The sequence below is a fragment of the Sodalis sp. RH21 genome, assembly GCF_047324175.1.
GTDB lineage: Bacteria > Pseudomonadota > Gammaproteobacteria > Enterobacterales > Enterobacteriaceae > Acerihabitans.
Genome location: NZ_CP178732.1, coordinates 1,823,793 through 1,850,669 on the forward strand (window position 1 = coordinate 1,823,793; position 26,877 = coordinate 1,850,669).

Annotated in this window: 26 protein-coding genes; 9 read left to right on the top strand and 17 right to left on the bottom strand. The window is 57.0% G+C overall.

Annotation, left to right across the window (positions count from 1 at the left end):
• Positions 1-227: 227 nt before the first annotated feature.
• Both ACL2XP_RS08330 and ACL2XP_RS08335 read right to left on the bottom strand, forming a co-directional pair.
• Positions 228-1,019 carry an inositol monophosphatase family protein gene (locus tag ACL2XP_RS08330; RefSeq protein ID WP_413738236.1) on the bottom strand — a complete coding sequence of 264 codons (792 nt, stop codon included), beginning with the start codon at positions 1,017-1,019 and terminating at the stop codon, positions 228-230.
• Positions 1,020-1,219: 200 nt separating this feature from the next.
• Complete coding sequence (locus tag ACL2XP_RS08335) at positions 1,220-1,993, bottom strand: DeoR/GlpR family DNA-binding transcription regulator (RefSeq protein WP_413738237.1); 774 nt, start codon at positions 1,991-1,993, stop codon at positions 1,220-1,222.
• Between the two features lie 294 nt (positions 1,994-2,287).
• Here ACL2XP_RS08335 and ACL2XP_RS08340 point away from each other — a divergent pair, with 294 nt between their 5' ends.
• Both ACL2XP_RS08340 and ACL2XP_RS08345 read left to right on the top strand, forming a co-directional pair.
• The gene (locus ACL2XP_RS08340; RefSeq protein ID WP_413738238.1) at positions 2,288-3,493 is read left to right on the top strand and encodes a glycosyltransferase; all 1,206 of its coding nucleotides are present in this window, start codon (positions 2,288-2,290) and stop codon (positions 3,491-3,493) included.
• Between the two features lie 11 nt (positions 3,494-3,504).
• A complete protein-coding gene (locus ACL2XP_RS08345; RefSeq protein ID WP_413738240.1) occupies positions 3,505-4,230 on the top strand; it encodes a glycosyltransferase family 2 protein in 726 nt (241 codons plus the stop codon).
• Positions 4,231-4,473: 243 nt separating this feature from the next.
• Here ACL2XP_RS08345 and ACL2XP_RS08350 read toward each other — a convergent pair whose 3' ends face one another.
• On the bottom strand, positions 4,474-5,895 hold the full coding sequence (locus ACL2XP_RS08350) for a DASS family sodium-coupled anion symporter (RefSeq protein WP_413738241.1): 1,422 nt from the start codon (positions 5,893-5,895) through the stop codon (positions 4,474-4,476).
• 43 nt (positions 5,896-5,938) lie between these two features.
• The gene (locus tag ACL2XP_RS08355) at positions 5,939-7,285 is read right to left on the bottom strand and encodes an adenylosuccinate lyase family protein (protein ID WP_413738242.1); all 1,347 of its coding nucleotides are present in this window, start codon (positions 7,283-7,285) and stop codon (positions 5,939-5,941) included.
• Positions 7,286-7,585: 300 nt separating this feature from the next.
• Here ACL2XP_RS08355 and ACL2XP_RS08360 point away from each other — a divergent pair, with 300 nt between their 5' ends.
• Positions 7,586-8,317, top strand: a complete 732-nt coding sequence (locus ACL2XP_RS08360) for a GntR family transcriptional regulator (RefSeq protein ID WP_413738243.1) — start codon at positions 7,586-7,588, stop codon at positions 8,315-8,317.
• Positions 8,318-8,339: 22 nt separating this feature from the next.
• On the top strand, positions 8,340-9,464 hold the full coding sequence (locus tag ACL2XP_RS08365; protein WP_413738244.1) for a serine hydrolase domain-containing protein: 1,125 nt from the start codon (positions 8,340-8,342) through the stop codon (positions 9,462-9,464).
• A gap of 34 nt (positions 9,465-9,498) precedes the next feature.
• Here the strand turns inward: ACL2XP_RS08365 and ACL2XP_RS08370 are convergent, their stop codons facing one another.
• Genes ACL2XP_RS08370 through ACL2XP_RS08390 form a run of 5 tightly spaced genes read right to left on the bottom strand, consistent with a single transcriptional unit; the run spans position 9,499 to position 14,746 of the window.
• Positions 9,499-10,827: an MFS transporter gene (locus ACL2XP_RS08370; RefSeq protein WP_413738246.1), complete on the bottom strand. Its 1,329-nt coding sequence runs from the start codon at positions 10,825-10,827 to the stop codon at positions 9,499-9,501.
• Positions 10,828-10,872: 45 nt separating this feature from the next.
• The gene (locus tag ACL2XP_RS08375; protein ID WP_413738247.1) at positions 10,873-11,934 is read right to left on the bottom strand and encodes an Ldh family oxidoreductase; all 1,062 of its coding nucleotides are present in this window, start codon (positions 11,932-11,934) and stop codon (positions 10,873-10,875) included.
• Between the two features lie 16 nt (positions 11,935-11,950).
• A complete protein-coding gene (locus ACL2XP_RS08380) occupies positions 11,951-13,057 on the bottom strand; it encodes a mandelate racemase/muconate lactonizing enzyme family protein (RefSeq protein ID WP_413738248.1) in 1,107 nt (368 codons plus the stop codon).
• A 51-nt stretch (positions 13,058-13,108) separates the two neighbouring features.
• A complete protein-coding gene (locus ACL2XP_RS08385; protein WP_413738250.1) occupies positions 13,109-13,954 on the bottom strand; it encodes a fumarylacetoacetate hydrolase family protein in 846 nt (281 codons plus the stop codon).
• A gap of 60 nt (positions 13,955-14,014) precedes the next feature.
• A complete protein-coding gene (locus ACL2XP_RS08390) occupies positions 14,015-14,746 on the bottom strand; it encodes an SDR family oxidoreductase (RefSeq protein ID WP_413738251.1) in 732 nt (243 codons plus the stop codon).
• A 182-nt stretch (positions 14,747-14,928) separates the two neighbouring features.
• Here ACL2XP_RS08390 and ACL2XP_RS08395 point away from each other — a divergent pair, with 182 nt between their 5' ends.
• Entirely contained in the window at positions 14,929-15,789 is an 861-nt protein-coding gene (locus ACL2XP_RS08395; RefSeq protein WP_413738252.1) for an IclR family transcriptional regulator, read from the top strand.
• 18 nt (positions 15,790-15,807) lie between these two features.
• Here the strand turns inward: ACL2XP_RS08395 and ACL2XP_RS08400 are convergent, their stop codons facing one another.
• The 8 genes from ACL2XP_RS08400 to ACL2XP_RS08435 form a co-directional block, all read right to left on the bottom strand.
• Positions 15,808-16,110: a DNA-binding protein gene (locus ACL2XP_RS08400; RefSeq protein ID WP_413738253.1), complete on the bottom strand. Its 303-nt coding sequence runs from the start codon at positions 16,108-16,110 to the stop codon at positions 15,808-15,810.
• Positions 16,111-16,161: 51 nt separating this feature from the next.
• The gene (locus tag ACL2XP_RS08405; RefSeq protein ID WP_413738254.1) at positions 16,162-16,617 is read right to left on the bottom strand and encodes a PTS sugar transporter subunit IIA; all 456 of its coding nucleotides are present in this window, start codon (positions 16,615-16,617) and stop codon (positions 16,162-16,164) included.
• On the bottom strand, positions 16,617-17,990 hold the full coding sequence (locus ACL2XP_RS08410) for a PTS galactitol transporter subunit IIC (protein WP_413738256.1): 1,374 nt from the start codon (positions 17,988-17,990) through the stop codon (positions 16,617-16,619). Before ACL2XP_RS08410 ends, ACL2XP_RS08405 begins: the two co-directional genes overlap by 1 nt.
• A 4-nt stretch (positions 17,991-17,994) precedes the next feature.
• Positions 17,995-18,276: a PTS galactitol transporter subunit IIB gene (locus tag ACL2XP_RS08415; protein ID WP_413738257.1), complete on the bottom strand. Its 282-nt coding sequence runs from the start codon at positions 18,274-18,276 to the stop codon at positions 17,995-17,997.
• Positions 18,277-18,672: 396 nt separating this feature from the next.
• Positions 18,673-19,176: a DUF1543 domain-containing protein gene (locus ACL2XP_RS08420; RefSeq protein WP_413738258.1), complete on the bottom strand. Its 504-nt coding sequence runs from the start codon at positions 19,174-19,176 to the stop codon at positions 18,673-18,675.
• 139 nt (positions 19,177-19,315) lie between these two features.
• Complete coding sequence (locus ACL2XP_RS08425; RefSeq protein ID WP_413738259.1) at positions 19,316-20,446, bottom strand: N-acetylglucosamine-6-phosphate deacetylase; 1,131 nt, start codon at positions 20,444-20,446, stop codon at positions 19,316-19,318.
• Positions 20,446-21,192, bottom strand: coding sequence for a GntR family transcriptional regulator (locus ACL2XP_RS08430; RefSeq protein WP_413738261.1), 747 nt, complete (start codon positions 21,190-21,192; stop codon positions 20,446-20,448). The genes ACL2XP_RS08425 and ACL2XP_RS08430 overlap by 1 nt, the downstream gene beginning before the upstream one ends.
• Entirely contained in the window at positions 21,170-22,105 is a 936-nt protein-coding gene (locus ACL2XP_RS08435; RefSeq protein WP_413738263.1) for a BadF/BadG/BcrA/BcrD ATPase family protein, read from the bottom strand. Before ACL2XP_RS08435 ends, ACL2XP_RS08430 begins: the two co-directional genes overlap by 23 nt.
• Before the next feature lie 534 nt (positions 22,106-22,639).
• Between ACL2XP_RS08435 and ACL2XP_RS08440 the strand changes: the two genes are divergently transcribed.
• From ACL2XP_RS08440 to ACL2XP_RS08455, 4 genes are read left to right on the top strand one after another with little or no spacing between them, the layout of a single operon-like run.
• Entirely contained in the window at positions 22,640-23,902 is a 1,263-nt protein-coding gene (locus ACL2XP_RS08440) for an ABC transporter substrate-binding protein (RefSeq protein ID WP_413738265.1), read from the top strand.
• 60 nt (positions 23,903-23,962) lie between these two features.
• Positions 23,963-24,892, top strand: a complete 930-nt coding sequence (locus tag ACL2XP_RS08445) for a carbohydrate ABC transporter permease (RefSeq protein WP_413738266.1) — start codon at positions 23,963-23,965, stop codon at positions 24,890-24,892.
• A gap of 6 nt (positions 24,893-24,898) precedes the next feature.
• Positions 24,899-25,738 carry a carbohydrate ABC transporter permease gene (locus ACL2XP_RS08450; protein WP_413738268.1) on the top strand — a complete coding sequence of 280 codons (840 nt, stop codon included), beginning with the start codon at positions 24,899-24,901 and terminating at the stop codon, positions 25,736-25,738.
• Positions 25,739-25,766: 28 nt separating this feature from the next.
• On the top strand, positions 25,767-26,849 hold the full coding sequence (locus ACL2XP_RS08455) for an ABC transporter ATP-binding protein (RefSeq protein ID WP_413738269.1): 1,083 nt from the start codon (positions 25,767-25,769) through the stop codon (positions 26,847-26,849).
• Positions 26,850-26,877 lie beyond the last annotated feature (28 nt).

A 26,877-nucleotide genomic window follows, 5' to 3' on the forward strand; every position in this document is an offset into this window, starting at 1 on the left:
TTGGTATTTATGGTTTGTGATGGCCATCAAAAAAATATCTTCCATTGCCAAAATGGAAATTTATCTTAATAAAAATGTGATGGATAACGCAGATTTTTAAATGGCCAGTACATTGGGCTGTACTAAAACGATGTTTTATTAAAATGCGGCAAGGCGCCGTATAGGCGCGTCCCCCCTGGCAGGGCATCGCCCGGCGCGGATAATAATCCGGCCGATGGCGGCCGCACTCAATTATTCAGCATGTTAAGCGCGGTTTCGTGCAGACGGGGACAGCCGCAGGCCAGGACTTGCCCGCCGGATTCCGCCCGATCGCCCTTGAGGGTGGTCACCACGCCGCCCGCCTGTTCGATAATCGGAATCAACGCCACGATGTCATAGGGCTGGAGCGAGTATTCAAGGCAAATATCAATCTGGCCGGCGGCCAGCATCGCCATGGCGTAGCACTCTCCCCCGTAGCGGGTCATCAGGGTGCCGGCGACCAGCGCGGCGAAATTTACCGCCGAATGGCGGACGATCGGTTCGGGAGACGTGGTATGCAGTATCGCCCGATCGAGCGGGATGCCTTTACGCGTGCCAAGTTGCCTTGTGCCCTGCGGGCCGCTGCTCCATGCCTGTTTGCCGTCGGCCCAGAAGCGTTCCCCGGTAAACGGCTGGGCCATCATGCCCATTGTCGCCCGTGCGTCAATCGTCAGCCCGATTAACGTACCCCAGACCGGCAGGCCGCACAGGAAGGGGCGCGTGCCGTCCACGGGGTCCAGCACCCACTGCACGGGGCCGCCGCCGGTGGTGCCATACTCTTCCCCCACGATCGAATGCGCGGGAAAATATTCGCCAATCAGCGCGCGCATTACCCGCTCCGCTTCCCGGTCAGCGTCGGTCACCGGGTCGAAACGGAAGCCCTCTTTCGGCTTGGTGCCCACATGCAGGTCGATTGGCGACCGGAAGCGGGGCAGCGTCTCTTGCTGCGCCGCATCGGCCAGCTTATGGAAAAAAGCGATATCAGGGACAGCATCTTTCATCGTTACATCCTCGGTTGATACCAGCGGGGAAAGGAAACGGCAGGTCTTTGCTCGTTTGTGCTTGATTGTGTATTATTTTGATGTTTGTTTCAAGGGGCATGCATGGCTTTGCCGCGGTCACGGGTGAACCGCGCCGGCGGGCGTGGCGATATTTGCCGGCGACAGGGTTTGCCGGCGACGGGGAATCAACCGAGGGGGAATTATCCGGCGACTATTACGTTCAGCGGTTTTTCTTTTAACTGCCGCAAATAGGCGGCGGAAACGGCGTGGTCGGTGACCAGCGTGGTAATGTCGCCGCATTGCGCGACGCGGTAACGCGCCAGGGCGGAGAGCTTATTGACGCTTAACGCGACGATGATTTCATTGCTGCGCTTGACCAGGTGCTTTTTGAATTCGGCATCGTCATAGTCAAATACGGTCAGGCCTTCATTAATATCAAAGGCGCAGCCCCCAAGCAGGCACTGATCGAAATACATTGTCTCCAACTGCCTGAGCGTATCGATGCCCACCGCGCCGCCCGTCTCTTTTTGTATTTTCCCGCCGAGCAACACCACCTCCACGCGGGGATGGCGCATCAGCTCCACGGCGATAAGCGGCGAGTTGCATACCGCGGTGAGCCGCATCTCCCGCGGGATATTTCTCGCCACCGCCAGGTTGGTGGTGCCCGCGTCAAAGAAGACGCAGCCGTCGGGTTTGAGCAGGGGAATGGCGGCCAGGGCGAGGCGGTCTTTCAGGGCGGTATCGACGTTTTCCCGGTCGGTGAAACTGCCCGCTATCGGCAACAGGCTGACCGCGCCGCCGTAGACGCGCTTGCAGATCCCCGACTGCGCCAGCTCTTTCAGATCCCGCCGGATAGTGTGTTCGGAAACCTTGAGCTCCCGCGAAAGTTGCGCGCACACCACTTTGCCCCGCTCGCTGAGGCGTTGCTTTATTTGAGATTGCCGTTGTTCGGGAAAGTCGGTGTAATCAACCATACATACCTTATGAAATGAACATAACCACGCATAACCCATCATCATTCAGTAAAGTCTCCGGGCTGTCAATAACGCGGGGCAGGGGCGGTGGGGGGCGGCCTGATATTATATTTCAGACCTAAGTATGATTGCCGTCACATACCGGGAGTAGGCTTTTTAAGCCATATATCATTGCGGGGCCATAATTACGGGGCGGAACGGCTGATTGCCGTTTTGGCCTAGTTTTGCGGCGCGCGGCGCAGGATGTTTATCGGCGCGCCAGCGCCGGATCTTTGCCGCCAGGGGGGTAATTGCATGCGCATCGCCGTGTTTACCGACAGTTTTTACCCCGAGCTGGGGGGAATACAGGACTCGGTGTTGTCCGTATGCCGGGAACTCGGCAAACGCGGCCATCGGGTGGTTATTTTCGCTCCGCGCGCGACCGGCCATGATTTTAAACTGGCCGGCGTATCCGCACGGGAAGCCGATGCGGGAGAAAATGTCGAAATACGGCGGCTGTTTGCGCTACCGATCCCCAGTTCCACCGGGCAGTCCCGCCTGCTGGTGCCCAACGGACGGCGCTGGCGCCAGTTGCTGCCTTTCGCGCCGGATATTATCCACACCCATACTTTTCTCGGCGCGGGTCTGGAGGCGCTGAGCGCGGCGCGCCACCTGGATGTACCGGCCGTAGGCACTAATCACTGGGCTATCGGGGAGTTTGGCGGTTATACGCCGTTTTCGGCCGATTTTTTCCGCAAAGTCAGCGTGCGGGCGGTAACACGCTACTACAACCACTGCGCATTGGTGACCGGCCCTTCCCACTCCGTGCTAAACGAAATGTGCGACTTCGGGCTGCGCCGTCCCCGCTGCGTGGTATCCAACCCGGTGGATACCGTCCGGTTCCATCCGGTGCCCGCCGCCCGCCGTGCGGCGCTGAAACGATCTTACGGTTTTAGTCCCGCCACCCTAATTTACGCCGGCCGGCTGGCGGACGAGAAAAAAATCGATGTGTTGATCCGCGCGCTGCCGCTAATCGCGCGGCATGTGCCCGATGTGATGCTGGTGCTGGCCGGGCATGGTTCCGCGCGCCATCGCCTGGAACAACTGGCGCGCGCGCTGGGGGTCGCGGGACGCGTCAGGTTTACCGGCACCCTGGATAAAGCCGCGCTGGCGGGCGCCTTTCATGCGGCGGAAATCTTCGCGATCGCCAGCACTTCTGAAACACAAAGTATGGTATTGATGCAGGCGATGAGCGCGGGGTTGCCCGTGGTCGGGGCGCGCTGGCGCGCGTTGCCTGAATATATCGACCCGCAGTCGGGTTTTTTGGCGCAACCGGGCGACCATGAGGATTTTGCCCGCAAATTGACGCACTTGCTGCGCTCACCGGCGTTGCGCCAACAAATGGGTGAGCATGCGGTCCGGAAGACCGCGCCTTTTTCCATCACTGCCGTGACAAGCCGCTGGGAAGAAATTTATGCCCAAATCAGTCTGGCCGTACCCGAGGGGATGTCGCGTATTTAAGGAGCGTAATTGTGAAACTTAGTTTGATAATTCCTGCTTATAACGAAGAGTTGTATCTTGCGGACTGCCTGCATTATGCCATCGAGGAATTGGCGGCCAGGGCGAAACCCGGCGAATATGAAATCATCGTCGTCAATAACGCCAGCACTGACCGTACCGCGGCCATCGCGGCCGGATTTGAGCGGGTACGCGTGGTCTACGAGCCGATAAAAGGGCTGACCCGCGCCCGGCAAAAGGGGCTGGAGTCGGCGTCCGGCGATGTTCTGGGCTTTATCGACGCCGATACGCGCATGCCGCCCGGCTGGCTTGGCACGGTACTGGCCGCCTATGAGCAACATAGCGATCTGGTTTGCGTCAGCGGCCCATACCGTTATTTCGACTTGCCATGGATGAAAAGTTTACTGGTGGATCTTTACTGGCTGCTGCTGGCAAAACCCACCTACTGGTTCACGGGGTATATGGCGGTAGGCGGTAATTTCGCCGCCAGCAAGCAGGCCCTGCTGCGCATCGGCGGCTTTGATACGTCGATCGCTTTTTACGGCGAAGATACCAATATCGCCCGCCGGCTTGCGAACGTGGGGAGGGTGCGATTCGACCTGGCTATGGTGATGGCGACCTCGGCGCGCCGCCTGAAAGAAGAGGGATTTATTACCACCGCGGTGCGTTATGTCGTCAATTTCATGTCCGAAGTGGTGCGCAATAAACCGGCGACCTCCGAATACCGGGATATTCGTTAGGGGCGTCAAGGGCCCGCAATCGGCATGGCGGTAGGGATCATGCCGTCTTTATGACCGGCGCGAAACGGGGTTTGCCAGGCCGGGCATTGGCCGTCCGCGCGCCGGAGCCGTCGCCGGATAGTATGGCAGCGCAATCAAATAGGCGGGTGTTCGGTGCGCGCCGGCGCATTGCCTGCACAATGCGCCGGACGGGGTAGCCATGCCTCGTCAATACTATGTTTTGTCAATAAATACTATGTTTTGTCAATAATAGCCGAGTAATTTCCACCAGAAGAGCCCAACGATAAAGGTCAAAATGACATTAAAGGTGACGATGCAAAAATTAATGCGATAGAAGCGCGGCCGTTCAAAATAACCCTGGGCGAAATAGATAGGGCCGGGACCGCCGCCATATTCCGTATTCCCCCACATCAGGTTGCTGAAAATACCGAAACAAATCGCCACCATCATCGGCGGCGCGCCGGCGGCAATCGCCGTTGCGGCAAAAGGGGCATACAGCGCGGCGACATGACCCGTGGCGGTGGCGAATAAGTAGTGCACGTAAATATACAAGATTCCCAGAAGGACGAAGGTGCCCATCGCGCCAAAGCCATGGATAACGCTGCCTAAATGGCCGGTCATCCATTTGATAAACCCCAGATCCGATAATCCGGTCGCCAGGCTGATAATGACGCCAAACCAGATTACCGTATCCCAGGCCGCATGGTCTTTTAACAGGTCTTTCCAGTCAACCGCGCGGGTCGCGAACAAATAAGCCGCCAGCCCCAGCCCCACCGTGGTCGCCGACAAACCGGTAATCAGGCTGGTGCCCCAGCCGATCAGCGCCAGGATGAAACCGCAGGCCACTTTTTTTTCCGCTATGAGCATCGGGCCTAATCCGGCAAGCGCATTGCGGCCCATCAGTTTCGCTTCCGGGGTACGTTTAAGTTCCGGATTTAATATTTTGTACAATAATAGCGGCATCAGGCAGAAGCACACCATCGCCGGCACCACGGCGGCGATAAACCACCCGCCCCAGGTGATATTAATGCCTAATGACGTTTTCGCCAGACTGCCTGCCAGCGGATTCGCCGCCATACCGGTCAGAAAAATGGCCCCGGTGATCGGCGTAAACTGAAAGCAGACCATAGTCAGGAAATCGCCTATTTTTTTTCCGGTCACACCGGGGGCCGAGCCTAATACGCTATTAATAGATCGGGCGATGGGAAAAATAATACCGCCGGAACGCGCGGTTACCGAGGGCATGGCCGGTGCCATAATAAGATCGGAAATACCCAGGGAATAAGCGATGCCCAGGCTACTGCCGCCGAACAGCGACAGCATTTTATACGCAATCCGCTTGCCCAATCCCGAGGTGACGAAGCCCAGTGACAAAATATAAGCGCAAAAAATCAACCAGACCGTACCGTTGGCGAATCCTGACAGCGCTTGTGCTTCCGTTAACGTTTTGGTAAATATCGCCACGCAGATCGCTATCAGCATCACTGCCCCGGAAGGTAAGGGTTGAGTCAAAATAGCGGCAATGGTTGCGGCAAAAATCGCCAGCATATGCCACGCCCTAGGTGTGAGTCCTTCCGGTGTGGGAATAATCCATATGGCCAATCCGATCAAGATTGGAATAGCAACGGCAATAATGGTTCTCTTTTTAGATGATTCATATGACATATTAACCCCTTATTCATGCACACGAATTTCTTTACCATGCGGGCTATTTAGCGGAGTTTTCCAATACCCGATCGACCATTTCCGCCGCCATGCCAAGGTAATTAGCCGGATCGGTTAAATGTTCAATCAAGCTGGGTTCGAGACGGTTAGAGACGCTGGGCATGGCATTAAGAACATCGGCGAGGCGGCCGCCTTTTTCATTCACGATGCGACACGCGTCATACACGATATCGTGGGCATCCTGACGCCCGATATAAGGCGCAAGACCCATCATCACGGCTTCCGCCACGATAAGCCCTTTGGTTAAATCGAGATTTTTGGCCATGGCTTGTTCATCCACCACCAGCCCGCCCAGCATGAACTTGGCCTGATTCAGCGCCCCGGCCGCGAGAATGAAGCTTTCTGGAATGGCGATCCATTCCGCATGCCACGGGCCGGTCGCGCGTTCTAAATCCTGCACCATGGCATCGAGCATTAAACCGGCCTGCTGACGCACGCCTTTAGCGCAAGCCAATATCAGTTCGCTTGAGATGGGATTGCGTTTTTGCGGCATAGTGCTGCTGGCCCCGCGTCCTTTAACAAAGGGTTCGTAAAGCTCGCCGAACTCATTTGCCGCCAACAAAATAACGTCGTAGGCTATTTTCCCTAAAGAACCGGTGATAACGGCCAGTAAATTCACCGCTTCCGCAAAACCATCCCGCGCCACATGCCAGGTCGAAACCGGCACGCCTAAATCCAGTTCCTTCATCATCGCTTGCTGGACCGCAAGGCCTTTATCGCCTAATGACGCCAGCGTTCCCGCCGCGCCGGCGAATTCGCCGACCAGCACCCGGGGCCGGGTCTGCGCCAGGCGTTCTGCGTGGCGATCGAACATATCAAGCCAAATCGCGGCTTTATAACCGAAGGTGATCGGCAATGCCTGTTGTAAATGGGTGCGTCCCGCCATCGGCGTATCGCGATAACGTTTGGCCAGCCCGGCGAGGATATGGCGTAATGCCTTAATATCCGAGTCAATTAAATCAAAAGCATCCCGTAGCTGTAATACCACGGCGGTATCCATGATATCCTGCGTCGTTGCGCCCCAATGCACATAACCGCCATAGGTTTTGGCCTGTTTGGCAATCTGGTGCACCAACGGCAAAATGGGATAACCGACGATTTCCGTTTCATCACGTAATAAATCAAAGTCGAGCGTATCCGCATTACAACTCGCCGCTATTTCTTTTGCCGCCTCATCGGGGATTACCCCGCACTGTGCTTCCGCTTTGGCCAACGCGATCTCGACCGCGACATATTTGCGAATCAATTCGCGATCGTCGAATATGGCGCGCATGGCAGGAGTGCCGAATGAGTCGCGGAACAGGATTGAGTCAATAACATTAGAAGCCATACCATTTCCTTAAAAGTTAATGAATAAAACCTATAGAAGTGAGATAAATAGCGTTTGCGCAAATAACGGTGACCAATCAAGGACGTTGAACCGTCAATCCGCGTATGCTATTTTTACAAAAAATTAACATATGCTTTGATCCCTGCCTGGGAGGGCGCCAATATAGTGAAATGTACGTATATGCTTAAATGTACGTACAGGAAATCATGTCCGTTCATACTAAAATGTACGTACATGTGAAAGGAAGCGTTTTGTGCTTATTAATTGACCGGGGTCAATAACAGTTGAAGAAAATAACCTATGAAAGAATCTCTTTATAAGCGGATTGCCCGCGAACTCGTGCAAAGCATAGCCTCCGGCAAGTATCCGCCGGGTTCGTTATTGCCATCCGAATTGGAATTATCAGAGCATTATGAAGTCAGCCGGCATACCATACGCGAAGCGCTGCGCGAGTTGGCCGCGCTTGAGTTGGTTTCGCGGCGTAAAGGCATCGGGACCCTGGTTATCGGTAAAGGGGATGACAACGGCCATGCCCATTCCTTGGCGACCCTGGAAGACCTGCTGACGCTGGCAAAGACCAATATCCGGGTGGTCAAAAAAATCGACGAAATCGTCGCTGATTATGAACTGGCCAAAACCATCGGCTGCCGGCCGGGATCGCGCTGGCTGCATATCGCCAGTATTCGTGAAGACAGTAAGAAAAAGGATGCGCCGATTTGCTGGACGGACAGCTATGCGAGTACCGATTACGCAAAAGTGCGCCAGTTGGTGCGCAGCGATCCGTTCGCGTTAATCAGTGATTTGATTGAAAAGCACTATGGCATTAAAAGCGAAGAAGTCAGACAGACGATTACCGCTATCGGCGTGCCGCCCAAAATGGCGAAAACGCTGGGGGTCGAACCGGGTTCGCCGGCGCTGAAGATTATCCGCCGCTATACCGATATCGCGGGCAACGTATTTGAAACCACGGTCTCCGTGCATCCCGCGGAAAGATATGCGTGCTCGATCGTATTAAAACGGCAAAAAGGCTGAGAAGAGATCACGGGTTAAAACCATGGCGGATAAGACGGCTTTGCCGCACCGCCGGAGGAAATATCAGCACCGTCATATCATAGAGGGGGAGCGGATGGCCAGGCGCGAGCATCACCACCATAGCCGGCGGCGGCCCGGCGCGCTGCCGGGATTGCTGGCCGCTGCCGTCACGCTGTTTTTGCTGCTGGCGCCGGCTGAGGCGGCGGAGCCGATGCCGGGGCTGACCCGGCTGCTCGATGAGGCGCAGGCCATTACTCCCCTGGAAACGGTGGTTATCGCCCGCCATGGGGAGATTCTGGCCGAACGCGGCTACCGGGGGCATTCGACCACGGCGGCCACCAATATCAAATCGGCCTCCAAGTCGGTAATATCGGCGCTGGTCGGCATCGCCATCGACCGAGGCCTGCTCGCGGGTCCCGATCAAACCATGGCGCCGCTGCTGGCCAACCAGCTTCCCGCCAACCCCGATCCCCGTTTGCCAAAGATAACCATCGGTAATCTGCTGTCCATGCAGGCCGGGCTGGAGTCGACCTCCGGGGCCGGGTATGGGGCCTGGGTCGGCAGCCGCAACTGGGTGCGCGCCGCGCTGGCCCGGCCTTTTGCGGACGATCCCGGCGGACGCATGATTTACTCCACCGGTTCGACGCATTTGCTGTCGGCGATCCTGACCCGGCGGACCGGACGCACCACCTTGCAGTTGGCGCGCGACTGGCTCGGGCCGCAGACGGGTTTTAGCATTGCCGGCTGGATGCGCGATCCGCAGGGCATTTATCTGGGCGGCAACGAAATGGCGATGAGTCCGCGTTCACTGCTGGCTTTTGGCGAACTCTACCGCACCGGCGGCGTCGCGGCGACGGGTAAAAGGCTGTTGTCGCAGGAGTGGGTTAATGCATCCTGGCGGTCGCGCACGCAATCGCCTTATACCGGCGACGGTTACGGCTACGGCTGGTTCCAGACGCGGATCGCCGATGAGACGGTGCATTACGCCTGGGGCTACGGCGGACAGATGCTGTATATCGTGCCCCGGCTGGCCCTGACCGTGGTCATGACCTCTGACGGCGGTTCGCCCGCCGCCCGCTCCGGTCATCGGGATCGGTTGCATCAAATGTTGGGTGATATCATCCGCGTGCTGCAACAGGCCGGGTGAGCGCGGGATAAAGGTATTGGGGTAAAACCCGCGCTTACCCCAGCTCAGTGAAAACCGCCCGGCCCGGCGAGTTTTCATAACGCGTCAGCTTCACCACGGCGAACAGGGTCACCAGGCAGCAAACCGCCAGATAAGCCGAAACATACAGCGAATGCCCTCCCGCGGCTTCAATCAGCAAGGTGCAAATCAACGGAGTGGGTCCGGCAATCAGCATACTATTCAATTCCCGCGCCACGCTGATGCCCGAGAAACGATATTCAGTGGGGAAAATATTGGCCAGCAGCAGCCCTTGAGGCCCCGCCATACCGCCAAACCCGATGGCGAAACCGATACACATCGCCGTCGTGATCCACAGCATATTGCGGGTATCGAGCAAGGCAAACAGCGGAAAAGCGAACAGGGCGGTGAACAGCGCGCTGAGGATCAGGATTTTCGCCGAACCGAATTTATCCGCCAGCCAGCCCATGAAGGGGGCGCAGATCACCCCGCATAAAGCCGCATACAGCAGGGCGGTCAAGGCCTGCGGCTTGGCGATGCCCAAGGTATTGGTCATATAGCTTAACGTAAAGGCGCTGAGAATATAGACATTGGCGTTGTGGCCGGTGACCACCAGAAAGCCGTACGCCAGCTGTTTGGGATACCGGGTCAGCAGTTCCTTTAGCGGTAATTTATGGGCGTTCCTGTCCCGTTCGGCTTTTTGTACGGCGCTCAAATATTCCGGGGTTTCATCCAGTTGCTTACGGATATAAAGCGCAATCACGAACAGTACGGCCGAGGACAGGAAGGGCAAACGCCAGCCCCAGCTGATAAGCGCCGGTTCGGGGAGATGCGAAACGCCGAGAAAGGCCAGGCTGGCGAACAAAATGCCGACCACGGTGGAGGATTGCAGTAAGGAGGTATAAAAGCCGCGCTGGCGAACCGGGGAATATTCATATACCAGCGTCACCGCGCCGGCGTATTCCGCCCCCGCCCCAAAACCTTGTACCATACGCATCATGACCAGCAGCGCCGGGGCGAAGAAGCCAATCTGGGCGTAGCCCGGCAATAAACCGATGGCGACGGTGCCAAAACCCATCAGGGAAATGGAGAATATCAAGGCGGGCTTACGGCCGAACCGGTCGCCGAAATGGGCGATAAGCACCCCTCCTAGCGGACGCACGATAAAACCAATGGCAAACGTGGCGAAAGACGCCACGGTGCCGGCCAGAGCCGACAGTTCGGGAAAGAAAATATGGTTAATAATCAAACCGGCTGCCGCCCCGTACAGGGCATAATCAAACCACTCAATAATCGTACCGATAACAGAGGCGACAACCGCTTTACGGATGCCGGTCTGATGGGAAGAACGCGTTGTTTGGCTCATGGCGGTATTCCTGTGTGTTGGTGGTTGCCGGGAACGGTCCGGATGTCAGCCGTTCGCCACCGGCGTCGGCATCGTCAGTCCGTGTGCCCGCGCCAGTTCATCCAGCTGGCCGCACAGCGAAACGGGTAGCGGAATTCCCCGGTTCTGGCAGTCTTTTAATGCATTAAGCGCCCGTTCGCCGGGTAGCATGACGCGCTCAAAACCGGGTTTTGGCGGCGAATCGCGGCAAGCCCGCACCAGCGCATCAATCTGTTTGAGGTAAGCCTGGCTGCCGCCCATGGCCTGTGGGGAGTAAAGCGTAATGGTCATCGATGCGCTCCAACCCTCATGGGGTTCGGCCCGTCCGCCGCCGCTCAGGCAGCCCGACAATATTTCGACCATCAGCCCCAGGGCGTAACCTTTATGGCCGGCCTCGACGCCGCCCAGCGGCATAATGGTGCCGGGCGGATTGGTCGCCATAACCGCCGGGTCCGCGCTGGGCCGGCCCTGATTATCGAGCAGTACCGGATAAGGGAACTGCGCGCCGGTTTGCCGTCTGAGCGCCACCGCGCCATTGGTCGCCAGGGCGGTGGACATATCGATCAACACCGGCCCGTCGCCGGTCGGAGCGCCCAGCGCGACGGGGTTGGACGTCATTACCGCGCCGGTGCCGCCAAACGGGGCCACGCTGCTATGGCCCGGATCGGTCAGGGCGATGAAAATAACCAGCCCTTTATCGGTCGCGGCCTGCAGGTAGGCGCTCAGGCACGCGGTATGATGGCTGTTGTAGAGAGAAACTATGGCGATGCCATAGCGTTCGGCGCGCTCCGCGCCCGTACGCACGGCCTGTTGCACCAGCCATGGACCGGGCAATTTGCGCCCGTCCCAGGTTAAGCAGGCGCCATGGTCATGGATAACCCGCGGCTCGCCGGCGACATTCATGCCGCCGCGGGCGATTTCGGCCAGATAGGCCGGCAGCAGCGCCAGTCCATGGGTGGTTTTACCGAATCCCTCGCCGCGCACCAGCACTTCGGCAACCGCTTCGGCCTTGTCGCGGGGCATGCCGTGCTTAATCAGCAAGTCGCGGCCCAGGTCCGCGATCGCCCGCATGTCATAACGTGAATGCATAAAGTCTCCTTTTCAGCTATTTGATCAGGTGACATGAACCCGAAATACAGTGGGCATCAATGGCTGCGGAACTCCAGTCGATTCCCAGTCCCGGTTGGTCGCTGGGAAAAGCCCGGCCGTTTTCTATCCGCATGCCGGCCAGGGTCAGATCGTCGAGCTGCGGGATATATTCGAGCCAGCGCGCGTTGGGCACGGCGGTACAGAGGGAGACGTGCAGCTCCATCAGGAAGTGCGGGCACACGGCGACATTAAAACATTCGGCCAGATGAGCCACTTTTAACCAGGGAGTGATACCGCCGATGCGGGCGACATCCACCTGCACCACCGAGCAAGCCCCCCGTTGCAGGTATTCGCGGAAGTGCAGGGCGCTGTAAATGCTTTCGCCCACGGCGATGGGGACGGAGCTGTGCCGGGAAAGGCGCACATGGCCTTGGATATCGTCGGCGGGCAGGGGTTCTTCCAGCCAGCCGATATTCAACTCTTCATAGCGGTGCGCCCGCCGGATCGCGTCATCCACCATAAACGCCTGATTGGCATCGGTGAAAATCTCGAAGCCGTCGCCCACCGCTTCCCTCACCGCGCCGAGCCGGGCGATATCTTCATTAAGCGGGCGGCCTACTTTGATCTTGCAGCCCATGAACCCCTGTTCCCGCGCTCGCTGCGCATCGTCGACCAGGGCCTGTGGGGGTAGATGCAGCCACCCGCCCTCGGTGGTATACAGGGGGATACTGCTTTGCGCGCCGCCCGCCGCCAGGTGCAGCGGCAAACTGGCGCGGCGGCAGCGCAAGTCCCACAGAGCGGTATCAATTGCGGCGAGCGCCAGCGCGGTGATCGCGCCTACCGTGGTGGCATGGGTCAGGAACGCCAGCTCGCGCCAGATGCCTTCGATGTGCTCCGCGTCTTTACCCAGCAGGGCCGGCGCCAGGGTTCGCTCAAGCAAGGAAATCACGGCGGGTCCGCCGGTGCCGATGGTATAGCTATAGCCGGTACCCACGGCGCCGTCCGTATCGGTAATGCGTACAAAAGGCGTTTCCTGGCAGACAAAAGATTGGATGGCGTCAACCCGTTTTACTTTGGGTTGCAGTTCAACCATAAAAATTTCAACTTGCGTAATTCTGGCCATATAACGAATACTCCTGCGTGGTCGGGGGCGGCGGTCTCTGTGCCGGCCGATTTAATCGGCGGCCCTGGTTTCCTGATGTTGTTCCCCCAGTCCTGCGATACCCAGGCGGATGTGTTGCCCTGGCCTGAGGTAAACCGGCGGGGTTTGACCCATGCCAACGCCGGGCGGGGTGCCGGTGGAGATAATGTCGCCGGGGTGCAGGGTCATAAACCGGGATATGTAGGACACCAGATAGGCCGCCCCGTACACCATGGTGCGGGTCGATCCTTGCTGATAGCGGTGTCCGTCAACTTCCAGCCACATCGCTAAATCCTGCGGGTCGCCAATTTCGTCGCGGGTCACCAGCCAGGGGCCGATCGGGCCGAACGTGTCGCAGCTTTTGCCCTTGCACCATTGTCCGTGGCGCTCCAGTTGGAACGCGCGTTCGGAAAGATCGTTGACCACGCAATACCCCGCCACATAATCCAGGGCGCTTTCCTGGGCAACATATTTTGCCGTTTTGCCAATCACCAGGCCCAGTTCCACTTCCCAATCGGTTTTCTGCGAACCGCGGGGGATCTCGATGCGATCGTTGGGGCCGATAATGGCGCCGGTGGATTTCATGAAAATAATCGGCTCGGGCGGCACGACGGCGCCGGTTTCCGCCGCATGGTCCGAGTAATTCAGGCCGATACAAATAAATTTCCCGCTATTGGCCACGCAGGGGCCCAGGCGCGGCTGGCCGTCCACCAGCGGGAGTCGATCAACGGCCAGCGCGGCCAGTTTGGCCAAGGCGTCGGGGCCGAGGGCCGTCCCGCCGATGTCCTCGATCTGGCCGGTTAGCGAGCGTATCCGCCCCTGCGCGTCGAGCAATCCCGGACGCTCCTGACCGGCCGGACCATAACGAAGCAACTTCATAACGTATCTCCCTCTATTAACGGATGGGTAATGAACGGGCAAAGATGAGCGGCGGGAGGATCACGCGGCCCAGCCGCCATCGATAATATGAATCTGGCCGGTAGTGAAGGTGGCCCCGGCCAGGTAGAGCACCAGGTCGGCAATCTCGTCCAGGCGACCGATACGGCCCATCGGCTGGCGGGCGATAAACGCGTTGCGCGCAGCATCGTAATCGCCCTGGGACCGGAGGCGTTGTTGCAGCGACGGGCTGTCGACCGTGCCGGGACAAATGGCATTGCAACGGATACCCTGCGTGACGTAATCGGCGGCAACGGATTTCGTCAGGCCGATCACCGCGGCTTTGGTGACGCTATAGGCAAACCGGTTCGGCACCGCTTTTACGCTTGAAGCCACGGACGCCATATTGATAATGCAACCCTCTTGCTGGGCGAGCATACCGGGCAGCACCGCCTGAATTAAGTGGTATTGCGCACTCACATTGAGCTGCCAGGCCAAATCCCAATCCGCGCCGTTACACTCCAGCACCGTGCCGTTATGCACAATACCGGCACAATTAAACAGCATATCAATCGTGCCTTGCCTGCTGACCAAGTCATCGATATCGGATCGGCGCAGCACATCGAGCCGCTCGGTCTGTATATTCTCCCGTCCATCCAGCTCGTTGAGTTTTTCGGCGTTCACATCGCTGGCGATAACGTGAAAACCCGCGGCGGCCATGCGTAGCGCGGTCGACCGCCCGATACCCTGCGCCGCTCCGGTGATCAATATTTTTTGGGTTGTGCGCTGCGTCATCGACTTGCCCCTTATTGAAGAACAGATGTTGTTTCATAAATTGAAATTTAATGTAGCATCGCTGTTTAATATGCTCATTAGTAAATTTTAAATTCATATATAAACATCACATATTTTGAGTTTATTCGGCCATAATCTCGATTGGCCTCACATAAATGGTAAACTTGGCTGCATTGGAGAACATGCAATCGCCGCGCTCGGGTAACAAGGGCGCGGTTGATGGGGAGAAAAAGGTCATGGCGCAGCACAAGACTGAAATTGCCCAAGAAACGGAAGAATCGGAAGATCGCTACCGGGCGCCCGCCCTGGATAAAGGCCTGGATATCCTGGAGGCGCTGGCTGAACGGGAAGAAGGGGTATCGCAGGCTGAAATCGCCAAGGCGCTCGGACGCAAACCCAATGAAATCTACCGCATGCTCGATCGGCTGGTGCGCCGGGGATATGTCATTCGCAGCAGCGTCGATCAGTATGAGTTATCCCTGAAGCTTTTTGAGCTGGCCAACCGCCATTCGCCGTTCAGGCGGCTCACCACCCAGACATTGCCACACCTGCGCCAGTTTTCCCGCGAGACGCAGCAGGCTTGCCATCTGGTGGTTTACGATCGCGGGGCGCTGACCGCCATCGCCCAGGTGGATGCGCCGGGTTATTGGGGGTTCGGCATTCGCGTCGGTTCGCGTATTGGTTTACTTGATACCGGTTCGGGACATGTGATGCTGGCGTTTTCCTCTGCCAGCGAACGTGAATCGATGCTCAGGGAATGTGAAGAATCCCCGGCGGGATATGTAGCCGATGAGCTGATTAGCGTATTGGGACAGGTGCGCCGGCAAGGCTATGAAATGATGCCCAGTAAACAGACCGAGGGGGTTTATAATATCGCCGTCCCGCTGTTTGCTGCGAGCGATAAGGTTATTGCCGTTCTGGCATGTCCCTATCTACAACATCTTGACAGCATGGGGACGCCTTCGCGCGAAGCGGTGCTAGGCCAGCTCAAATACGCCGCCAGGCAGATCATGGCGGCCACACCCGGCGGCGCGGGGGAGTAGCTTAACGGATTGGCCGGCTTATTTTTTCGGCTTAACCGAAACCATCTCCACCGCAGTGGCGGGGTCCATGGCTTCAACGGCCTTTTGTAATTCAGCCAACGCGAATTTCAAGGATGCAATTTCCTGCTGCAGGGCCTGGACTTCCAGCGTGGTGCGATTGGCCTTGGGAAACGCGTCAAGTACGTCGTTTTCATCAAACATACGTACCTGACGGTTATCCAGCGTCACCAACTGATATTTCAAACGGCCACTGTTGATCGCGTTATAAATGGTCTTGCGGCTGACCATCGCAATTTCAATCACCTGGCTTATTCTTAACATCGTTTTTCTCTGACGTCTCTTTCCGGTCGGTGGAAGTTTCAGTGGTTCATTCTACCGTGTCGCGATGGCTTCAGTGAATAATTTTGCAATCTCCTGCGGGGTGTTTCGGCTGATTTTGTTAACCTGGGCAATATCCGCCAGCAAAGCGAAAAGCGATTGTATCACCGCCACTTTTTCGCAGCTGGGATCGATGGCCATTAACACCACAATCGCCGGTTTAACCACTTTATCCGGTTCATCGGTACGATGAAATTCCACACCGGCATGATTGATTGCCACGGCAAACCCGGTTTGAATAACATGCTCAAACTCGGTATGGGGTATGGCGATGCTATGTGTTTCCATATCGATGCCGGTGGGATAAATCGCTTCCCTGTCCAGCACCCCTTTGAGGAAACTCTCTTTCACCAATCCATCTTCATACAGGCTATTGGCCAGCAACGTCAGCAACCCGGTACGACCGATCGGCTGGTCGATGGTAAAAACACGTTTTGCGCTAAACATCATTATTCCCCTATCTCTACCTGCGCCGCATCTGATTGCAGCAGCGCTTTATCTTCAAGCAAGATTTTTTTACGGTTCCACAGCGCCAGCAACAGGGTGCAGAGAATCAATAAGCCGATACCGATGGCTTTAAAATAAAACCCCTGGATAATTACCCAAGGCAGCATGGCGCCCGCGTAATCGATGCTGCTGATGCTGGTGGCGCCGTGAGGCAGGGAGAAACCGGTGCTCATCGCCGTACTGGTCACCAGTGGCGCCAGCGCGGTGCCAATCAGCAGTGCCAGGCTCAGGGTCAACAAGCCGGTCAGCAGGGTGCGGAACATATCGCCGCGGCAAACGGCGGTCACCAGCACAAAGGCAAACGGCAGGCCGGTCAACGAGGCGAAGGGCAAAAATTGATTGCCGGGAATAATCGCCGCCAGTACCAGCATGATCGGGATCATTAACATGGAAACCGATAACGTCACCGGGTGACCGACGCTGACCGCCGAATCCAGTCCGATGGAAATTTTTCCAAACGAACCGGCCCGCGACTGGGCGATATCCTGGATGCGTTCGCTGATGGGATAAACCCCTTCCATCAGCATTTTCGCCATGCGCGGAATAATGGTCATTACCGCGGCCATGGTAATGGCGGTTTGCAGGATCGACTTCACATTCACGCCGGCGATAATCGCCAGGATGGCGCCGATAATGGCCCCCAGGCAGGCGGGGTCGCCCAGGATGGACAAGCGTTTTTGGATAACCTCGGTATCGATTTTAATATCGCGTACCCAGGGGATGCGATCGACAATGGCATTCACCAGCCAGGCGGCGGGCACAAACGAGGCGGAAAAGCCATGGGGCACCGAAATACCCGGCAAATTAAGGTATTTTTCCACGTCGCGGGTGGTCCGGTCGGCAATCACCATGGTGACGACGCAGTTCAGCCCGGCGGCCAATACCCCCAGCCACAGATTATCGGTAATAATCGCCACCAGCGAACCGGTGAAGGCGTGGTGCCATAAATTCCAGATATCCACATTCAGGATGCGGGTGGTCTTGGTGGTAAGCATCAGGATATTGATGGCCACGCAGACCGGGATCACCAGCGCGCCGACCCGGGTGCCCATGGCGACCGCGGCGGCGGCGGGCCACCCCATATCCAGCACCGTCAGGTGTAAACCGAAGCGCTCGACGATGGCGTTGCTGACCGGCGTTAATGAATCGATCATCAAATTCACGGTAATGCTTAACCCGATAAAACCGATTCCGACCATCAGACCGGCTTTTATCGCTTTGGCGAAGGATAACCGCAGCAACAGGCCCAGGATGATGAATATCAGAGGCATCATCACCGAGGCCCCCATACTCAAGATGTAATCGATAATAAACATAATGTTAACCCTCGGCGAGAATCAATTTTTTTACGCTGTCGAAGACCTTGTCGATACCCATGCCGGTCAGCAAAGGCAATGCGTTGACCACCGGGACGGAAACCTTCACCGGGGAGGTCGATACGATGAAATCAAGATCGTCACGGGTGGTCGCTTCCGCCACCGTACCCTGGGAGATCCGCACTTTATTCAGCAAATTCTCGCTTTGCAAAAAGGCTTCCAGTTTTTTCAACGCCACCGTGCTGGTTGCCACGCCCGCGCCACAACAGATCATCATATGTTTCATATCAATTTCTCGCTTGGATAAGTGGAATGATTAAATCATGTTAACCAAACGCTAAATGTGATCGGTGTGTAATTTTACACACTAAAACAAAAATAGATGCCTTTTTAAAAATAAACATTTTATTATTATTTGTTTTATAAAGGTTTTATTGAAATAAGCCATGGAGCACTGAATCATTCATTGTGTAATTTTCCCGGCGGCACCCCTTGCCGCACGGGCGAAGCCGCGGGTTTACCCGCCGTCAGGCGCTAAAAAGTAGCTTATTCTTCCGGCGCGGTTGCAAGTGGACTCGCGGGGGGTTGCAAGGCAATTGGACCGTCGGCGATGAAAAATTGACGGTGAATAAAAACGACGGGCGCATTACTTAGCGATTGCATGCGTATGCTTTACTTTCGCCTAGCGGCCGATGGGTCGGTATCCCTGCCACTCGGGAGTAAAATGCCGCCCATGGGGGTTGGCGGTGAGGTGCAGGTAATAATCGCCGATTTTGGTCAGCAACAGGCAATCATCCACATCTTTCAGGTTATCTTTGTGCTGCTGGTTCGAGCCGGTAAGCAGGGCCGCCAACCCTTTTTGCTTCGCCTGCGCCGGGTTGTCGGCCACAAAAAGGTCGAATTCATGCTGCTCGGCCAGGGTGTCGGGGCGGTAGCCGCCGGCGTTCACAAAAAACAGCCGCTTGCTGCCGGGATCGGGCTGCGCGGCTAAAATAATGTCGTAGCCGTCCGCCCAGGTGATTTTTGCATAGCCATCCAAATGGATTTTATCTTTATCGCCAAACCAGGCTTCGCGCAGCAGCGGTATGGCATCCTCGGGCCGGTCGACGGCGGCGAATTGAATATCATGAACTTCGATATTGGATTTTCCCGCATTGCCGCCGAGATAAAACATATATAAATTCATCGTGTCGTTATCCATCTGAAGAGATCGTTATGTCAGATATGATACAACGCTATGGCGATACGGCAATGCATTGCTTACCGCCGCTCCCGGCGGTTGCAGCATAAGTCATTGCGACGGGGCGGCATAAATCGCCACGCCGTCATCGATTAAGCACGGCATTGCCCTTGATATACACCTGCTCCAGACGGTAGCCGGCGTCCAGCCGCACCACGGAGGCTTTCATGCCGGGCTGGATCCTGCCCAAATCGCTCGCGCCGATATAGTCCGCCGCCCGCGTCGAGGTCATTTCGGATACCAATTCGAGGGATAAGCCCAGCGACATCAGGCTTTGAAAATTGGAGATCATGGTGGCGCCGCTGCCGCCGCGGGTGGTCGGCCGATCTTTAAGGAACACGTCGACCCCGGTTTTGATAATGGTGCGCCGGCCGCCGCGGGTGGTATGTTCCCCGTCCGGCAGCCCGGCCACGCCGACGGCATCGGTAATCGCATAAAGCTTGGGAATGGCGCGGCAGGCCGCCAGCAGCACCGTGGGATGCACATGGCGCAAATCGGCGATGATTTCGGCATGCAGCCCATGGGCCATGGCATAGGCGGCGATGCCCGAGGTTTTGTGATCCACCGGGGTCATGGCGTTAAACAAATGGGTATAGCCGGTATAACCAATGGCGAAAGCATGGCGCAGGGTTTCGTCGTCGGCGATGCTATGGCCGACCTGCACCCGGGTTCCGTGCCTGGCGAGTTCGCTTGCCACCGCCATTCCGCCGATGATTTCCGGCGCCACCGTGGCCACGCGGATCGGGCAGATAGCCGCCCAGCGCGCGGCCAGGGCGACATCGCCCTCCAGCGGGCGTGTTTCCTGGGCGCCGAGGCGGTGTTCGCTGATAAAAGGGCCTTCCAGATGCGAACCGAGGATTTCCGCATCGGTACTTCCTTGGCTTGCCATCACCCGGGCGATACCGGCCAGCGCCGTTTCGATCATGGCTTCCGGCGCGGTGGAGGTGGTGGGCAGGATGGCCACCGTTCCGTTGCGGGCATGGAAATCGACCATGCCGCGCGTCGAAGCCTCGCCTTCCAGACAATCAAATCCGCCGCCGCCGTGTACGTGCAGATCGACGAAGCCCGGCAAGATAAACGGCGCCCGGGGATGCTCGCCGGGCCGCAGCCGCTCGCCGCGGATCGATGCGATAAGCGAACCGTTCACCTCGATTTGCCCTTTTACCCACCCGCCGGGCGTCAATATGGTTCCATCGATAAAAAAATTATTTTGCATCAGACATCGAGCTCCGTTGAGATAAAGAAGCGATCCCCGCGAAAATGGGAGCGCGTGAATTCCACGGCGTGGCCTTGGGCGGAAAAGCCGAGCCGCTGCAAGACCAGCAGGGGATCGCCCGGCGAAATATCCAAGTGCGCGGCCTGGTCGGCGGCGGCAAGCATGGCGCCGTAGCGCTGAACAATCTTCACCGGCTTGGTTCCCATGGATTGCATGGCGGCATACAGCGAAGTTGAACCGTCGTAGTCCGCCGGTACGGCGTCCACCGGGATCACCGAAGACTCGATATAAATCGGAATTTGATCGGCAAAGCGCAGCCGTTCAAGGCGCAGCACCCACGCGCCGGGGGCCAGGCCCAGATTAAAGGTCTCGTCGGGCAATACCTGCCCGCGCCGGCTGGACAGCAGGCGCGAGTGCGCCTTGATGCCGCGGTTTTCCATATCCTTGGTAAAGCCGGTAAGCACCGCTTTAGGCGCCATCACCCGGGCGCTGATAAACGTACCGGCGCCGGGGCGGCGATCGATCACCCCCGACTCCTCAAGAAACGCCAGTCCGCTGCGCAGGGTGGTGCGCGAAACATCAAGCACCTCGCACAATAGCCGTTCGGCCGGCAGCTTTTCGCCGGGCAGCAACTCACCCGCCTGTACCGCTTCTTCCAATACCCTGGCGACCGTGGCGCTGATTAAACCATTGGGCTGCAATGCCATGCGCGCTTTGAGAAAGTTACCGAGCCTGGTCATTTCCATTTAATGCCTCTTCATCCGGATAGGTGCTAAATGAGGCATCTTCAGATGTCGCCGCGCCAATTGCAATCAGATAGCAGCCATACAGCGCATCGGCGGCCGGAATGGCCACCGGCCGGCCCAATCGCTGAGCCAAATGGGGACCGAGTACGCCGGCCAGGCCGCCGGCGATATATAGCGGCACGCCGTCGGTTAAATCCAGCAGGCCGGCGAGACGCTCGAAATGATCCGCTGCCGTGCTTAACAACCCCTGGGCAAACGCATCGCCTTCCAGCGCGCAGTCGATCACCAGCGGGGCGTAAGCGGCAATCTGATACGGGCGGATGCCGGCGAAGGTCTCGGCAATGCCGCCTTGCGCCGCCAATTGGCGCAGGATGCGGCGCGCCAATATCGTCGGCGGCGTGATGCCGTCATACACGGCCACCGCGTGGCGCAGCGCCTTGCGGCCCAGCCAGACGCCCGAACCGCGATCGCCGCCGATCCAGCCCCAGCCGTCCCGGCGGATCGATCGGCCGCCGGGATACAGCCGGTGGGCCACCGCCCCGGTGCCGGCGATAATCAGGGCGCACGGCTGGCCGCCGCCCGCGCCTATCAGCGCTGCGTGGCCGTCCATTTCCAGCGACAGGGCGCCGAAGGGCGGGATCTGCCGCAGAAAAACGTCCCGGGTGGCGGCAGGCAGCGTGCCCGCGGCCGCGATCACCGCCTTGACCTGTTCCGGCGCCGCCGCGTCTTGGCCGATTTGCGCCGCGCAGGCGCGCCACACCGCGGCGACATTGGCGGCGGCCAGTGCAGGGTCGGAGGAGACATTACAGGGGCCGGCAACGGCCTCGGCAAGCACCGCGCCGTCGCGGCCGTAGACCCGGCCGCGCGTTTTGGTTCCCCCGCCGTCGATACAAAAGATGGTTGTTGTATTCATACCAATATAATACCAATGAGCGGGTAAAGATCAATATCATCCAGTTGTTATCCGTTTGTTTTTTGCAAAATTATTTTTAGTTGCGCATTGCAGCGGTAAACAAACGACGGATTTTATTATGTCTTGGCGGGAGGGTCGCCTAGGGATAAAGAGTTAATAATCATACCATTGATAACTATTCTCCTTGGTAGAGTGGTGGTTTTTTTATTTTATCCGCGATAAAAAGATTAATTGTAATTCATTGAATTTTATTAAAATAATTATTAATTTACAAGAGTATTGCCTGGACATAGTTTTTTCCTATGGCCCATGCGGCGTCGCATATCATTAAATTATCGGCAAACCCTTGCCGCAGAGGCTATTACGTCTGCGGATAAATGTTAAATTTAGCGCTAAAGATAAGATTCTCACTATTAATCATGCAGAGTATCTCAAAAATTAGAAATCACATCTTGCTAAATGGTTTTTTTTGGTATTAATTTAGGGCTTATGTACTCAAAACGTCACGAAAATTAACGTCAAAAGGAAACGCTTATGAAATCTTTCTGTATAGCGGCCTTATCCGCCGGCTTTTTCCTTGCAGCCGTAGCGCCCGCCGCCGCGCAGACCACTGAGCTGACCATAGAAAGTTGGCGTAATGACGATTTGATGATCTGGCAGGAAAAAATTCTGCCGGTATTTCATAAAGAACACCCCGAGATTCACGTGACCTTTACGCCGACCGTTTCCACCCAATATAACGCGGCGCTGAATGCCAAATTGGATTCCCGCACCGCCGGCGACCTGATTACCTGCCGGCCTTTTGATCTTTCCCTAAATATGTTTCAGCGCGGCCAACTGGCGGATTTAACCCATCTGCCGGGCATGGATAATTTTACCCCCCTGGCGAAAACCGCCTGGTCCACCGATGACGGAAAATCCTCGTTCTGCGTGCCTATGGCGGCGGTGCTGCACGGTTTTATCTATAACAAGGATGCGTTTAAGCAACTGGGACTGACGCCGCCAACCACCCAGGATGAGTTTTTTAAATTGCTGGAGGCGATAAAAAAAGACGGCACCTATACGCCGCTGGCGATGGGAACCGCCGACGAGTGGGGCACGGCGTCGATGGGGTATCAGAATATCGGCCCGGTGTTCTGGAAAGGGGAAGCCGGACGCAAAGCGCTGCTCGACGGCACGCAGAAACTGACCGATCCGGACTGGGTCAAACCGTTCGAGGTGCTTCAACGCTGGGCCCCTTATATGGGCAATGGCTTCAAGGCCCGTTCCTACTCTGATAGCCAGAACATGTTTACCCTCGGGCGGGCGATTATCTATCCCGGCGGATCGTTCGAAATCGCGCCGTTCGAAAGCCAGGGCGTGGATTTTGCCATGGGCGCCTTCCCGCCGCCGGTGGACGAAAACGGCAAATGCTTTGTCACCGACCATCCTGATGTCGCGATGGGAATGAATGCCAAAACCCCGCATCCGGAAGCCGCAAAAATCTTTTTGAGCTGGGTGGCGTCGGATGAGTTCGCGCAGCTTTACGCCAGCGCGCTGCCGGGCTTCTTCCCGCTGTCGAAAGCCGATATCAAGATTGACGACCCGCTGGCCCTGGATTTTATGAAAATGCGCACCACCTGCGAAACCACCATCCGGCCGTTTTATCAAATTCTTTCCCGGGGCAATCCCAGCACCGAAGAGCTGAATAAAGTGGTGTCGGCCGCGGTCATCAGCGGAACCCTTACCCCGCAGGAAGCGGCAAAACGCATGCAGGATAGCGTGGGCTGGTATGGTCCGCAGAAAGCGGCGAAATAATGGCAAGATCCCGCATTCGGCCGGTTAACGCCGGCCGAATGCCCATTGCGCGAGGTTTTTATGTCCGCAGTTCGAAATAAGCGTCCGTTTCGTTGGTATATCCCGGTATTTCTTATTCCGACTATCGTTATTTACAGCGTCGTCATGGTCTGGCCGTTATTCGAAAGCCTGCGGATGTCGCTCTATTCCGGCCACGGCACCAACCAGCAGGTCTTCAACGGATTGGCTAATTACACCAAGCTATTCGGCGACGCCTTCTGGTCCGGGCAATTCTGGAACGCGCTGAAAAATAATTTTATTTTCTTCGCCGTCCATATGCTGGTGCAAAACCCGATCGGCATTGCCCTGGCGGCGCTGCTGTCGCTGCCCATCGTGCAGGGCAAAGCGGTTTACCGCACGATATTTTTTATTCCCGCCATGCTCTCTTTTGTCATCGTCGGGTTTGCCTGGCGGTTAATTCTGAGCCCCACCTGGGGGGTGGCGGAATCGCTGTTGAAGGCGGTGGGCCTGGCAGGCTGGTTCCAGCCCTGGCTCGGCCAGCAAAGCACTGCGCTGTTCACCCTTTCGCTTATTTCGGTGTGGCAATTCGTCGGCATCCCGATGATGCTGATTTACGCCGCGCTGTTATCCATCCCCGATGAACTGATCGAAGCGGCCGAATGCGACGGCGTCACCGGTTTCGCGCAATTTTTTAAAATAAAACTCCCGCTGCTGTGGCCGTCCATCGGCATTATTTCCATCCTGACCTTTGTCGGCAATTTTAATGCCTTTGATCTGGTGTATGTCGCGCAGGGCGTTTTCGCCGGACCGGACGGCTCGACCGAACTGCTGGGTACGCTGCTGTTCCGCACCTTTTTTGGCAATACCACCCAGTTGGGCGATCCCTATATGGGCGCCACCATTGCCAGCATTATGTTTGCCATTATCCTGCTAGGCGTGGTGCTGTATTTGTTCGGTATTCAACGCCGGCTAACTTATTATAAATTGTGAGGCGCCATGAATTCATGTTATAGCCGTCTGCGCGTCATCGCGCCCATTCATGCCATTTTGATCTTTTATGCGGCGATTTGCATCGCGCCGGTGCTGCTGATCGTGATTAATTCATTCAAAGGCCGCGCCTGGATATTCAATGAACCGCTATCGCTGCCGGTAGGAAAGGCGTTCAGCCTGATTGGCTATAAAACCGTATTCAGTATTGGCAACTTCCCGCTCTATTTTGAAAATAGCTTTATCGTCACCCTGGTTTCATTGGTGCTGACCATTGTGTTCGGCGCCATGGCGGCCTTCGCCGTGTCGGAATATGAGTTTCGCGGCAAAGAAGCGATCAACCTCTACCTGATCCTGGGGATTATGATCCCCATCAGGCTGGGCACGGTGGCCATTCTCCGGCTGATGGCGGACGCCGGGCTCAGCAACACCCGCACCGCGTTAATCCTGGTATATACCGCGCAGCATTTGCCGCTGGCGGTGTTTGTGATGTCGGAGCTAATGCGGCAAGTCTCCGACGATCTCAAGAACGCCGCCCGGATCGACGGGCTGTCGGAATACCGAATTCTGTTCCGGCTGGTGATGCCGATAATGCGTCCGGCCATTGCCACTATCTGCGTGTTTACCATGATCCCCATCTGGAACGACCTGTGGTTTCCGCTGGTGCTCGCGCCCGGAGAGCAAACCCGCACCGTGACCTTGGGCGCCCAGAATTTCATCGGACAGTTCGTCACCAATTGGAATGCCGTGCTGGCCGGGCTGACGCTGGCGATTATTCCAATTGTGGTTCTTTATCTTATTTTTTCACGGCAAATCATCAGCGGCATTACTTCCGGCGCCGTGAAATAAACCGGCTTAACCAGAGGGAACCAGTTTCATGGGAAATCTTATTCTGCGTAATATCACCAAAAGTTTTCATAAAACCGAGGTGCTAAAGCGCGTTGACGTTGAAGTGGCCAACGGCGAGTTCGTGGTGATCGTCGGGCCTTCCGGCTGCGGAAAATCAACCTTGCTGCGCATTATCGCCGGCCTTGAGAACCAGACCAGCGGCGATGTGATCATCGGCGATAAAAATGTCAGCGTCCTGGCCCCCGCCCGGCGCGGAATCGCCATGGTGTTCCAAAGCTATGCCCTTTATCCGCACCTGACCGTCGAGGGCAATATGACGCTTGGCCTGCGCCAGGCGCGCGAGCCGGCGAAAATTATTGCCGACCGCGTCAATGAAGCGACCCGTATCCTGGAACTTGAACCCTATCTTAAACGCAAGCCCGGGCAGTTATCCGGCGGACAGCGGCAGCGGGTTGCCATTGGCCGCGCCATTACGCGTCATCCGGACGTGTTTTTGTTCGACGAACCGCTGTCGAATCTCGACGCCGCGTTGCGCAATCAGGTGCGGGTCGAGATCGCCGATTTGCACCGCCGGCTCGGCACCACCATGATTTATGTCACCCACGATCAGGTGGAGGCCATGACGCTGGCCGATCGTATCGTGGTAATGGATGCGGGCATCATCCAGCAGATTGGCACCCCTTCGGACCTGTATCGCCAGCCCGCCAATTTGTTCGTCGCCGGTTTTATCGGCACGCCGAAGATCAATTTGCTGTCCGGACGGCTGCGCCAACGGCGGGTTGATATCGCCGCCACCGGCGCCCTGAACCTGGCAGTGGAGGGCGATGGCCCGGTCACCGTCGGCATCCGGCCGGCGGATTTTATGATTCACGCCGATCCGCAGGCGGACAGCGATTTCACGGGGCGCATCACCGGCACCGAGTATTTGGGCAATGTCACGTATATCCGCGTGCAGTTGGGGAACGAACAAACGGTGGTGGTCGAGGAGAAACCCGACCATCGCTGGCAACTCGACCAGCAGGTGTTTCTCGGGGTGAATAGGGCGAAAGTCCATGTCTTCGATCGGGAGGGAATTAGGCTGGACGCGGCCCCTGGCGCCGCGGGCGTTTAGCGGGGCAGCCGCATCGGGCCTGGCTGCG

Excerpts from the sequence above, each read along its gene's own strand:
- ACL2XP_RS08330 (WP_413738236.1), bottom strand. The coding sequence starts at position 1,019 with ATGAAAGATGCTGTCCCTGATATCGCTTTTTTCCATAAGCTGGCCGAT.
- ACL2XP_RS08335 (WP_413738237.1), bottom strand. The coding sequence starts at position 1,993 with ATGGTTGATTACACCGACTTTCCCGAACAACGGCAATCTCAAATAAAG.
- ACL2XP_RS08340 (WP_413738238.1), top strand. The coding sequence starts at position 2,288 with ATGCGCATCGCCGTGTTTACCGACAGTTTTTACCCCGAGCTGGGGGGA.
- ACL2XP_RS08350 (WP_413738241.1), bottom strand. The coding sequence starts at position 5,895 with ATGTCATATGAATCATCTAAAAAGAGAACCATTATTGCCGTTGCTATT.
- ACL2XP_RS08355 (WP_413738242.1), bottom strand. The coding sequence starts at position 7,285 with ATGGCTTCTAATGTTATTGACTCAATCCTGTTCCGCGACTCATTCGGC.
- ACL2XP_RS08360 (WP_413738243.1), top strand. The coding sequence starts at position 7,586 with ATGAAAGAATCTCTTTATAAGCGGATTGCCCGCGAACTCGTGCAAAGC.
- ACL2XP_RS08365 (WP_413738244.1), top strand. The coding sequence starts at position 8,340 with ATGGCGGATAAGACGGCTTTGCCGCACCGCCGGAGGAAATATCAGCAC.
- ACL2XP_RS08370 (WP_413738246.1), bottom strand. The coding sequence starts at position 10,827 with ATGAGCCAAACAACGCGTTCTTCCCATCAGACCGGCATCCGTAAAGCG.
- ACL2XP_RS08375 (WP_413738247.1), bottom strand. The coding sequence starts at position 11,934 with ATGCATTCACGTTATGACATGCGGGCGATCGCGGACCTGGGCCGCGAC.
- ACL2XP_RS08380 (WP_413738248.1), bottom strand. The coding sequence starts at position 13,057 with ATGGCCAGAATTACGCAAGTTGAAATTTTTATGGTTGAACTGCAACCC.
- ACL2XP_RS08385 (WP_413738250.1), bottom strand. The coding sequence starts at position 13,954 with ATGAAGTTGCTTCGTTATGGTCCGGCCGGTCAGGAGCGTCCGGGATTG.
- ACL2XP_RS08390 (WP_413738251.1), bottom strand. The coding sequence starts at position 14,746 with ATGACGCAGCGCACAACCCAAAAAATATTGATCACCGGAGCGGCGCAG.
- ACL2XP_RS08395 (WP_413738252.1), top strand. The coding sequence starts at position 14,929 with ATGCAATCGCCGCGCTCGGGTAACAAGGGCGCGGTTGATGGGGAGAAA.
- ACL2XP_RS08400 (WP_413738253.1), bottom strand. The coding sequence starts at position 16,110 with ATGTTAAGAATAAGCCAGGTGATTGAAATTGCGATGGTCAGCCGCAAG.
- ACL2XP_RS08405 (WP_413738254.1), bottom strand. The coding sequence starts at position 16,617 with ATGATGTTTAGCGCAAAACGTGTTTTTACCATCGACCAGCCGATCGGT.
- ACL2XP_RS08410 (WP_413738256.1), bottom strand. The coding sequence starts at position 17,990 with ATGTTTATTATCGATTACATCTTGAGTATGGGGGCCTCGGTGATGATG.
- ACL2XP_RS08415 (WP_413738257.1), bottom strand. The coding sequence starts at position 18,276 with ATGAAACATATGATGATCTGTTGTGGCGCGGGCGTGGCAACCAGCACG.
- ACL2XP_RS08420 (WP_413738258.1), bottom strand. The coding sequence starts at position 19,176 with ATGAATTTATATATGTTTTATCTCGGCGGCAATGCGGGAAAATCCAAT.
- ACL2XP_RS08425 (WP_413738259.1), bottom strand. The coding sequence starts at position 20,446 with ATGCAAAATAATTTTTTTATCGATGGAACCATATTGACGCCCGGCGGG.
- ACL2XP_RS08430 (WP_413738261.1), bottom strand. The coding sequence starts at position 21,192 with ATGGAAATGACCAGGCTCGGTAACTTTCTCAAAGCGCGCATGGCATTG.
- ACL2XP_RS08435 (WP_413738263.1), bottom strand. The coding sequence starts at position 22,105 with ATGAATACAACAACCATCTTTTGTATCGACGGCGGGGGAACCAAAACG.
- ACL2XP_RS08440 (WP_413738265.1), top strand. The coding sequence starts at position 22,640 with ATGAAATCTTTCTGTATAGCGGCCTTATCCGCCGGCTTTTTCCTTGCA.
- ACL2XP_RS08445 (WP_413738266.1), top strand. The coding sequence starts at position 23,963 with ATGTCCGCAGTTCGAAATAAGCGTCCGTTTCGTTGGTATATCCCGGTA.
- ACL2XP_RS08450 (WP_413738268.1), top strand. The coding sequence starts at position 24,899 with ATGAATTCATGTTATAGCCGTCTGCGCGTCATCGCGCCCATTCATGCC.
- ACL2XP_RS08455 (WP_413738269.1), top strand. The coding sequence starts at position 25,767 with ATGGGAAATCTTATTCTGCGTAATATCACCAAAAGTTTTCATAAAACC.